The 7,152-nt window shown below is 66.8% G+C and carries 5 protein-coding genes; 4 read left to right on the top strand and 1 reads right to left on the bottom strand.

The annotated features are described in order from the left end of the window. Positions 1–1,451 (bottom strand): maltose alpha-D-glucosyltransferase (treS, locus tag AC5JJ6_RS34025; protein WP_496046290.1); only part of this gene is annotated, 1,451 nt, incomplete at its 3' end. A gap of 386 nt (positions 1,452–1,837) precedes the next feature. Between treS and AC5JJ6_RS34020 the strand changes: the two genes are divergently transcribed. The 4 genes from AC5JJ6_RS34020 to AC5JJ6_RS34005 form a co-directional block, all read left to right on the top strand. Continuing rightward, on the top strand, positions 1,838–3,079 hold the full coding sequence (locus AC5JJ6_RS34020; RefSeq protein ID WP_496046289.1) for a YcjF family protein: 1,242 nt from the start codon (positions 1,838–1,840) through the stop codon (positions 3,077–3,079). After that, positions 3,076–4,629 (top strand): GTPase family protein, encoded by a 1,554-nt coding sequence (locus AC5JJ6_RS34015; protein WP_496046288.1) that lies wholly within the window; start codon positions 3,076–3,078, stop codon positions 4,627–4,629. The genes AC5JJ6_RS34020 and AC5JJ6_RS34015 overlap by 4 nt, the downstream gene beginning before the upstream one ends. 88 nt (positions 4,630–4,717) lie before the next feature. Further along, positions 4,718–5,998, top strand: a complete 1,281-nt coding sequence (locus AC5JJ6_RS34010; RefSeq protein WP_496046287.1) for a caspase family protein — start codon at positions 4,718–4,720, stop codon at positions 5,996–5,998. 58 nt (positions 5,999–6,056) lie between these two features. Next, a partial coding sequence (locus tag AC5JJ6_RS34005; RefSeq protein ID WP_496046286.1) for an OmpA family protein occupies positions 6,057–7,152 on the top strand: 1,096 nt, incomplete at its 3' end.

Below are 7,152 nucleotides of genomic sequence, written 5' to 3'. Positions count from 1 at the left end.
ACATAGGCCAGCACCTTGCGGTTGCCGGGATAGAGGAAGCGCAGCGTGCCGCGGCCGAAGCTCTTCTGCTGCTGGCGGACCGCGATCAGGCGCTTCATCCAGTTGAGCAGCGACGACGGGCTGCGCTCCTGCGCTTCGACGTTGACGGCGTCGAAGCCGTAGATCGAATCCGCGACCGCCGGCAGATAGAGGCGGGCGGGGTCGGCGCGGGAGAAGCCGCCGTTGCGGTCGGGCGACCACTGCATCGGCGTCCGGACGCCGTCGCGGTCGCCGAGATAGACGTTGTCGCCCATCCCGATCTCGTCGCCGTAATACACGACCGGCGTGCCGGGCATGGAGAACAGCAGGCTGTTCAGCAGCTCGATCTTGCGGCGGTCGTTGTCCATCAGCGGGGCCAGCCTGCGGCGGATGCCGAGGTTGATCCGCATGCGCCGGTCCTTGGCGTAGAAGTTCCAGAGGTAGTCCCGCTCCTTGTCGGTGACCATCTCCAGCGTCAACTCGTCGTGGTTGCGCAGGAAGACGGCCCACTGGCAGGTCTCCGGGATCTCCGGCGTCTGGCGCATGATGTCGGTGACGGGGTGCCGGTCTTCCTGCGCTATCGCCATGTACATGCGTGGCATCAGCGGGAAGTGGAACGCCATGTGGCATTCGTCGCCGCCCTTGGACAGGTCGCCGAAATAGGGCAGCACGTCTTCCGGCCACTGGTTGGCCTCCGCCAGCAGCATGCGGTCGGAGTAACCTTCATCCACGGCGGCGCGGATCTTCTTGAGAACGTCGTGCGTCTCGCTCAGGTTCTCGTTGTTGGTGCCCTCGCGCTCGATCAGGTAGGGCACGGCGTCGAGCCGGAGACCGTCGACGCCCATCTCGAGCCAGTAGCGCAGCACGCTCAGCACTTCGCGCATCACGGCCGGATTGTCGAAGTTCAGGTCCGGCTGGTGCGAGTAGAAGCGGTGCCAGAAATAGGAATTGGCGACCGGGTCCCAGGTCCAGTTCGACTTCTCGGTATCGAGGAAGATGATCCGGGTACCCTGGTACTTCTTGTCGTTGTCGCTCCAGACGTAGAAATCGCGGTGGTTGGAGCCCGGCTTGGCGTTGCGCGCCCGCTGGAACCAGGGGTGCTGGTCGGAGGTGTGGTTGATGACCAGTTCCGTGATGACGCGCATGCCGCGGTCATGGCACTCGCGAACGAACTGCCGGAAGTCGCGCATGTTGCCATAGGACGGGTTGACGGCGCGGTAATCCGCGATGTCATACCCGTCGTCGCGCAGCGGCGACGGATAGAAGGGCAACAACCACAGTGCCGTGACACCGAGTTCCTGGAGATAGTCGAGCTTTCGGGACAGCCCCGCGAAGTCCCCGATGCCGTCATTATCGGCATCGAAGAAAGCCTTCACGTGGAGCTGGTAAATGACGGCATCCTTATACCAGAGGCGGTCGCTGCGATCGATCATGGTATCTCGGGCTGTTGCAAGGATCTGGACGCCCGTTTAATTCGGGCTTGGCGGTGTGGTTGTCGGGTCGGCGCGGCGGGACTGTGAATCTCGGGAAAGCGCTGAACTATGGCAGGTAACACGTGAGATCGCAGGAAGGCACAAGGGCGGCGGTCATTTTGCGGCTGGAATGACGACATCTCCCTTCCCGTAGGCGAATGTAATCGAATGTCATCACGGACAACGTTGGGTTGGTGGCTGGTTCCGGAGCGCCTGCGGTTTTGGCGGAACCGGTATAGCACGCCCTTTATTAAGATTTTCATCCTATTTACATCGTTACGGCGAACTTGCGTGCAAGCACCATGTCTTGTACCACTCGTGCTCGCCGATCACAGCGGATGGCTCCCATGTTGACGTTCCTCAATCGGACTGGAGAGCAGTTGTCGGGCTGGTGGCGCGACGTCTACGATACCGTGCTGAACCCCAGGCCCGATCCGGCCGGCGACATCAGGGTCGCCGAGGAAGCGCGGGCCAAGGCGCCGGTAATCTGGCTGCTGGGTATGGTCGGGACCGGCAAAAGCTCCATCGTCGGGACGCTGACCGGCAGCACCGAGGCGGAGGTCGGGACCGGCTACCGGCCCTGCACCGCGACGGCGCGGGTCTACGAATTTCCGCCGGAAGCGCCGGTCATCCGGTTTCTGGATACCCGAGGGTTAGGAGAAGTCGCCTACGATCCGGCCGAGGACCTGGCGCTGTGCGAAAGTCAGGCGCATCTGGTGCTGGCGGTGGTGAAGGCCGTCGGGCCGGTGCCGCCGGCGGTGCTGGAAGCATTGGTCCAGGTCAGGCGGCGACATCCGGACTGGCCGGTGGTGGTCGCGCAGACCACCCTGCACGACGCCTATCCCGGAAAACCGCATCCCCTGCCCTATCCGTTCCTGGGCGGGATGAGGATCGGAGGAGACGCACTGGACCGCAGTCTGGCGGCACAGCGGGCGGCGTTCAAGGCACTGCCGGGCAGCGGCGCCCTTTCGTTCGTGCCGATCGACTTCACGCAGGCGGGCGACGGGCTGGAGCCGGAGGACTATGGTGTCGATGCGCTGTGGTCGGCGCTGGAGGCGGCATCGGCCGATGGCGTCGTCTCCATGGCGCGGCGGAGCCTGACCGAGGCCGGCGGGCCGGGGGCCGGACGCGCTCTGTCGCATGTCTGGGGCTATGCGGCGACGGCGGGAGCGATCGATACGCTGCCGGTGGCCGGGGCGCTGGCCGTGCCCGTCGTGCAGGGCAAGATGCTGCACAGCCTTGCCGGCATCCTGGGCGTGACCTGGACGCGGACGACGCTGGCGGAGTTCTCCGGCTGCCTGGGCGCCGGCGCCCTGCTGCGCTTCGGCGCGCAGTTCGGCGTGCGCCAACTGGTCAAGCTGGTGCCGGGATACGGCACGGTGATCGGGGGAGCCGCCGCCGGCATCGCCAGCTTCGCCACGACATACGGGCTGGGGCATGCCGCCGTGCTGTACCTGACGACGCGGCGGGCGGGCAGCGAGTTCGACGCCGAAGCGGTGGCGGCCGAGTTCCGCCGCGCCATGACGGAGGCGACGGGAGCGGCCAAGGCCAGCCGGATGTTTTCCAAGGACGGGACTTCCGGCACATGAAGCGCATCGTCGGACCTCGGCGGCTGCTTTGGGCGGCGGCGATGGCGCTGGGCGCCCTGCCCTTCGCGGCGCTGGTTCCGCTGGGAGTCGCGTGGCTGTGGCAGCGGGAGGAACTGGGCGTCTGGCTGGTCGGAGGGTCGGTCTGCTTCGTAGCGGCGGGCGTGCTGTTCCGGCGCGCGGCGCGGCCGGTTCCAGGAGCAGGCGGGAGCGGGAGCGGCAACGGGAGCGGGGCTTCGGACGATACGCCGCCCGAGGCGGACTGGACGCCGTCGGACAAGATCGCCTGGCAGCGCGTGCAAGGCTTCGCGAGGCGGGCTTCCGGCGCGATGCTGATGGACCAGCATTCGCTGACGGCGGTCGCCGGCGCTGTAATGGAGGACGTGGCGCGGCACTACTGGCCCGACCGGCCGGAGGCGGTCTGGCACTTCACGCTGCCGGAAGCGCTGCTGCTGGCGGAACGGGTGGCGGAGCGGACACGGACGCTGACGGTCGAGGCGGTGCCCGGATCGCGCAGCATCCGCCTCGACAACGTGATGCGGCTCTACCGGGCCAAGCAGTCGGTCGCGGCGGCGGCCGGCATGTTCTCCGGGCCTTGGCGGATCGGGCGGATGACGATCAACCCGGTGCAGGCGCTGGCGGCCGAGTTGAACCAGCGGGTGCGCGGTTTCGCGGCGGCTGGGCTGTCCAGCCTGATGCTGGACCGGATCGCGCGGATATTGATCGAGGAAATCGGGCGGGAGGCGATCAACCTCTACAGCGGACGGCTGCTCGCCGATCTGGACGAGCTGGCGGGGTTGGAGCCGGCTGCCTTGGCGCCGGCGGCGGCAGCGCCCTCCCCCTTGCGGATCCTGGTCGGCGGCAGGGTCAATGCGGGGAAGTCCAGCCTCGTCAACGCGCTGTGCGGCGACGTGGTCGCGGCGGTGGATGTGCTGCCGGTGGGCGATGGGGCGACCAGCCATGCGGCCGGCGGAACTGCTGAGAGACCGGAACTTGAACTGATCGACTGCGCCGGACTCGACCGCGAAGTGGCCGTCCCGAAGCTGGCCGCGATGGCGGCGGAGTGCGACCTGATCCTGTGGGTGGCAGCCGCCAATGACGGCGCCAGGGATCTGGACCGGCGCCTGCTGGATGCCGTTCGCGCCCATTTCGCCGTGAACCCTGACCTGAAGGCGCCGCCGGTGCTGGTGGCGCTGTCGCATATCGACCGGCTACGGCCCTTCACCGAATGGGCGCCACCCTACGACATCGCGGCGCCGTCGGGACGCAAGGCCGAGGCGATCCGGGGCGCGGTCGATGCGACGGCTGAGGCGCTGGGCGTCGAGCCGGACGACGTGGTCCCCGTGCGGCTGGACGCGGGAGCGCTCTACAACGTCGATGCCCTGTGGGCCGCCGTGGCCGCCCGGCTGGACGAGGCCCGGCAGGGCCAGCTGATCCGGCTGCTGCGGCTGGCCGGCAAGGGCGGCGGGATATCGGAGGTGGCGCGGCAGGCGGTGAAGGGCGGCCGGCTGCTGACCGGGCTGGTGATCGACGGCATCGCCGGGAAGAAGTGATCAGCGAAGAGAAGAAGTGAACAGGCTCATTCCTGGAATTTGCCAAAACTGTTAACCTTGCCTCATCGCAACGATGCGGGAGTTGGCTGTGTCGAGGTTCGCCGGCGTGGTCGCCGCCGCCTTCATTCTCCTCGGTCAGGTTCTGGCGGGGCCGGCATTCGGCGCGTCCGGAATGCCGGTAGCCGGCGACAGGCTGGCCTTGGTCATCGGCAACGGCAGGTACGAGAACGTGGCCGAGTTGCCGAACCCGGTCAACGATGCGCGCGCCGTGACGGCGGCGCTGAAGCGGATCGGATTCTCTGTCGTCGAGGGATACGATCTGAGCTTCACGGCGATGGCGGAGAAGCTGAAGACCTTCGGGCGGGCGGCGGAGAAGGCTTCGGTCGCCGTGGTGTTCTATGCCGGCCACGGCTTGCAGATGCAGGGGACCAACTATTTCCTGCCGGTAGATGCCAAGGTCCAGCGGGAACGCGATCTGGCCTATGACGCGATCTCGCTCGACATGATCCTGCGGGAAGCCGAAGCGGCGCGCGAGTTGCGGATCGTCATCCTGGACGCCTGCCGCGACAACCCCTTCGCGGCGCGGATCGCGCGGGCCGGCGGGGCCACGCGGGCGCTTCAGGTTTCGGAAGGTCTCGCCCAAGTCGGGAATGTCGGGCGCGATACGCTGGTGGCCTATGCGACGGCAGCCAATGCCCTGGCGGACGACGGCAACGACAGTCACAGCCCCTATACCACGGCGCTGCTGAAGCACCTGGAGACGCCGGGGCTGGAGATCAACCTGCTGTTCGGCCGCGTCCGCGACAGCGTGTTCGAGGCGACGGCGGGACGGCAAACGCCGTTCACCTATGGCTCGCTCGGCGGCGATCCGTTCTACCTGATCCCGCCGAACGACGTTAGCGGCACCAAGATGCCTGCGCCGGGGAACGCGCCGGAGCGCGAAGCGCTGTTCTGGCAGGCGCTGGAGAGCAGCACCGAGCCTGCCGACATGCTGCTGTATCTGAAGTACTTCCCGGACGGCCCGCATGCGGGCGAGGCATTGCGCCGCCTTCAAGGATCGGGAGATCGCGGGAAACCCGAAGTGGCGGCCCTGCCGAATACGCCGGAGATTCCGGCTGCCGAGCCGGGACCGGCTCTACCGCCGCCGGCACCTCCCCGGAAGCCCGCGGCGGCGGCGTCCGTCCCCGCGATTGTATCCATTGAAAGCGATGTCCCTTTAGCCAAGGATACGATACTCCAAAGACAAACCAAATTGCGCGAGAGAGTGTCTGGAGCCAAAGAACCGCGTTGTGCCACTATTGTGGAACGTGGTCAACTTGGCGAGGGATTAACCGATGCGGACAAGTCGTTTCTTCGGAAAAACTGTTGACGGCTTCTCCGATCCTTTGCCGATCTCAACTTTGCGTCGCGACAGCCTTAAGGTTTTGGTGCTGTCCGCATTGTTGCTGGGCGGCTGCGCCGGTCCGCAAGGCAACACCCAGGCTGCGGCGGTAACGCCTCCACCACCGCCTGCCGCCGCCGTAGCACTTCCCGGCACCGCCGCCGTTCCTCCCGCCCCTGCCCCGCTGGTCGAGCCGGTGCCGTTCGACGAAGCTGTAGCGAAGGCCGCTGCCACGGTGTTCACCAGTCAGACGCTGCCTCCTCCCGGCCCGTCGGGACGATATCCTGTCGTGATAGACCCGCTGGTGGACGGCATGACGGGATCCCAGTCGGCGGCGACGCGGGCGATCCAGAAGAGGATCACCGAACTGGTCGGGCAGCAATATCCCCAGTTCGAGATCAAGCCCTTCACCAGCGAGAACGTAGCGGCAGCACCGCTGGTTCTGGTCGGGACATTCACCCCGGTCAGCAAGGAGGGCAAGACGGCCGGCACGCGGGAAGCCTATCGCTTCTGCCTGGTGCTGGCCGACCTGAAGTCGGGCAGGACCGTCGCCAAGGGCGTTGCCCGCGCACGGATGGAGGGAGTGGACACGACGCCCACGCCGTTCTTCCAGGACAGCCCGGCCTGGACGAACGACAAGGCGACGGAAGGCTATATCACCACCTGCCAGGGCACCAAGGTCGGCGATCCTATCGCCGCCGGTTACCTGGACGGCATCTTGACCGCGTCCCTGGTCAGCGACGCGATCGAAGCCTACGACGCAGGCCGCTACGAAGAGGCTTTGGACCTTTACAGGGCAGCGGTTCAGACGCGGGCGGGCGACCAGTTGCGGGCCTATAACGGGATCTATCTGGCGAACCTGAAGCTTGGCCTGCGCGACGACGCGGCGATGGCGTTCAGCGATATCGTCGATTACGGGCTGCGCAACAACAGGCTAGCGGTCAAGTTCCTGTTCCGGCCGGGATCGACGGCCTTCGTCTCGGACTCGCAGGTGAGCGGGGACTACGACCGATGGCTCGACGCCATCGCCACGCGGGCTGCCCGAAGCCCATCCTGCCTGGAGGTCGCCGGCCATACCAGCCCGACCGGCCCCGCCCCGCTGAACGAGCGGCTGTCGCTTCTACGCGCGGAGTATGTGAAGA

Source organism: Skermanella sp., from assembly GCF_059503625.1.
Note: the sequence above shows the minus strand (reverse complement) of the source record. Positions and strands in the feature narration are given on the sequence as shown.